The sequence below is a fragment of the Actinoallomurus acaciae genome, assembly GCF_042429965.1.
GTDB classification, from domain to species: domain Bacteria; phylum Actinomycetota; class Actinomycetes; order Streptosporangiales; family Streptosporangiaceae; genus Actinoallomurus; species Actinoallomurus acaciae.
On the sequence record NZ_JBHLZP010000812.1, the window covers coordinates 1 to 2,613 of the forward strand.

Consider the following 2,613-nt stretch of genomic DNA (forward strand, 5'->3'; position numbering starts at 1 on the left):
GCCTCCGCCGGGCAGGTCGAGCCCGCCGTCACCGCCCCCGCCGCCGTCCGGCGGGGGAAGGTTGCCGCCGCCGTCCGGCGGGGGGATGTCGCCGCTTCCGTCGGGCGGCCCGTCGGTCGAGGGGTCGGGCTGGGGAGGGGACTCGGCCGGCGGCGCGGTGATCTCGATCAGCGAGCTGGTGGCCAGGACGTACTTGGGGGCGAGCGAGCTGATCGCGGTCTGCGCCGGCGTGTCGAGCATCGACTTGAGCTTGTCGGCCACGCTGTCGACGACCTTGCCGTTGAGCGTCGACCAGGTGGCCGACGAGGTCAGGTCACCGTCCGGGAACTTCGCCATGGTGTCCCGGATGTACTGCTTGGCCCCGTCGACGTTCAGCCCGCCCAATGCGATCTCGTCCAGCACGTAACCGGGCTGGCCCTTGACGATGCCCGCGCTGGTGATGTGCTGCCAGATGGTGGAGTAGACGTCGTCGAGCGCTTGCTGGATCCAGTTCCTGATGTCGGCCGAGACGGTGCTCCACGCCGTCGACATCGTCGAGTTGAAGGTGCCGAGTTCATTGGCGGCGTCCATGACCACGGTCGCCATGGGCTGTCCGTGCCGGGTGGTGACCTGCTCGTAGGTGTCGGTCAGCCCGTCGCCGTTGGCCTTGAGCCGCCAGTAGATCAGGAACGCCGCCTTGCCGCGGAAGGACGAGTCGTCGGAATCCAGCCGCTGCGACCACATGTTCATGCCACCGGCGACGGCCTGGGCCCATCCGCCGAAGTCGCTGATCGCCCCCGCGAGGTCCACGAGCGTCTGGTGGTCCATGCTGCCGCGCTTGCCCCGGGAGACGTCCGGCATCATCTCGTCGATCGTGTCGACCGCCTGGGTCCACGCCGTGACGGCGTCGTGGTTGACGTTGACGCCGTAGTAGTAATCGCCCCAGGCGTGGTAGCTGATCTCGTCCTTGTCACCGGGACTGGGGTTGACGTTGAAGAAGGTGGCCTTGGCGGGCGTGTGGAGGTCGGCGCCCTCTCCGGTGAGCGCCTTGAGCGCCTGCTCGAACGTCCACTCGCTCCAGTTGTCGGTGCCGGGAACGCTCAGGCCACCGGAATCGTCCGCCATGGCTCCTTCTCCTCACGCGGTCAGTACGCCGGGCCCGCCGGTCCGGTCAGGGGGTCGTGGTCCCGCCGCCGACGTCGGGGTAGTTCCGCTCGAACTTCGAGGCGTCGTAGGTGGTGAGGTCGTCGGTGTCGTCGAAGACGTCCTCGGCGTTCTTCAGCGCCGTGTAGAAGGCCCGCAGGTCCGTCTCGTACGTGGTGAGCCGCGTGTGCACTGAGGTGCCGAACGTGCCCGCCTGCGTGATGAAGTCCTTGGCCACCGACCAGTCCTGCGCCCCGGGGTGGAACCGCGAGTTGAGCGTGGGGTCGAGCTTCAGGTCCGCCGACGGGCCCAGATAGCGGGGCGTCGTGTTGAGGACGTCATCGACGGCCCGCAGATGGGCGATGAGCTGGTCGTAGTGGGTCTTGTCGAACGAGGTGATCTTTCCGGTGTCGTCCACATCTCCTCTTTCCGGGATCGGGGTGACGGTCCCGGGCCGCGGGGCCCGGGACCGGGACTGCACGGCCCCGATGTCAGGCCATCGCCCGCGCGCCCTGGTTGTCGCCGTTCTGGAAGGTCTCCGCGACCTGGATCGACGACTGCGTGTGGGTGTTGAGCTGGCTCTTCATCTCGGTGTAGGAGCGGTTCCAGTTGTTCTGCTGCTCCTGCCAGAGCGGCGTCGCCTTACCGCCGCTCGCCTCGCTGATCCGGCTCAGGGTGGCGTTGAGGTCGGTCATGATCGTGTCCATGCGCACGACCTGGTTGACCAGGCCGGAGTTCACGTCGCCGTAGTTGCCGTGGTTGACCCAGAACTGATCGGCCATCGTCGGTCTCCTTGTCTCGGACTCTTACCTGGCTCCGCCGGTGGCGTCGTTGTTGGTGGCGCGGTTGATCTGCAGCAGGGCCTGGGCCTTGTGGTTGAGGTCGGTCAGGTTGTTCACACAGGTGTGGAAGTCCGACGTCCAGGTGGTCAGGTGACCCGACAGGATCTGCCCGGAGTCGGAGCGGTTGGCGTCGACGAGTGAGTCGGTGTGCGACTGCACCGTGTTGTTGACGACGTTCATCTCGTTGATGGCGTCCTGCGTCTTGTTGATGATCTGCTGCAGGTCCGCGTCGCTGAAGTGGTAGGTGGACGGGTCGAAATTCCCGAACTCACCGGCCATGGGATCTCTCCTTGCGAATCGGAATGGAAAGGACGGGGACGGAGGGTCGGCTAGCCGCCACCTCCTCCCGAGCCGAGCGTGCGGAGTACGGGACCGGTCGGGAGCAGCGCCAGCAGGTCGGCCGGCACGGCGACCGCCGCGGACGTCGAGTAACCGAGGGCCTTGGCCGCCGCGTCGTCGGCCACCGGGAACCTGGCGCCGTCCTCGGTGACGAGGTAGAGCCCCTCCCCGGGGACGCCGGGGGCCGGGAGCGTGCGGGCGAGCAGCCCCGCCTTCGGCGCCACCTGCACCGGGTCGGCGGCACGGCCGTCGGCGGGCGCCGTCCCGCCCACCGCGGTCGAGGCGGTGACCGTCGTGGCCGGCGTGGTGA

The 2,613-nt window shown here is 68.1% G+C and carries 5 protein-coding genes; all 5 read right to left on the minus strand.

The features are described from left to right. Nucleotides 1-1,104: hypothetical protein (locus tag ACFFNX_RS47385; RefSeq protein WP_378212975.1), on the minus strand; the 1,104-nt coding region annotated here is incomplete at its 3' end. A 46-nt stretch (nucleotides 1,105-1,150) separates the two neighbouring features. After that, entirely contained in the window at nucleotides 1,151-1,540 is a 390-nt protein-coding gene (locus ACFFNX_RS47390) for a hypothetical protein (protein ID WP_378212976.1), read from the minus strand. 73 nt (nucleotides 1,541-1,613) lie between these two features. Beyond that, the gene (locus ACFFNX_RS47395) at nucleotides 1,614-1,904 is read right to left on the minus strand and encodes a hypothetical protein (RefSeq protein ID WP_378212977.1); all 291 of its coding nucleotides are present in this window, start codon (nucleotides 1,902-1,904) and stop codon (nucleotides 1,614-1,616) included. A 24-nt stretch (nucleotides 1,905-1,928) separates the two neighbouring features. Then, entirely contained in the window at nucleotides 1,929-2,243 is a 315-nt protein-coding gene (locus tag ACFFNX_RS47400; protein WP_378212979.1) for a hypothetical protein, read from the minus strand. 50 nt (nucleotides 2,244-2,293) lie between these two features. Then, nucleotides 2,294-2,613: type VII secretion protein EccB (locus ACFFNX_RS47405; RefSeq protein WP_378212980.1), on the minus strand; the 320-nt coding region annotated here is incomplete at its 5' end.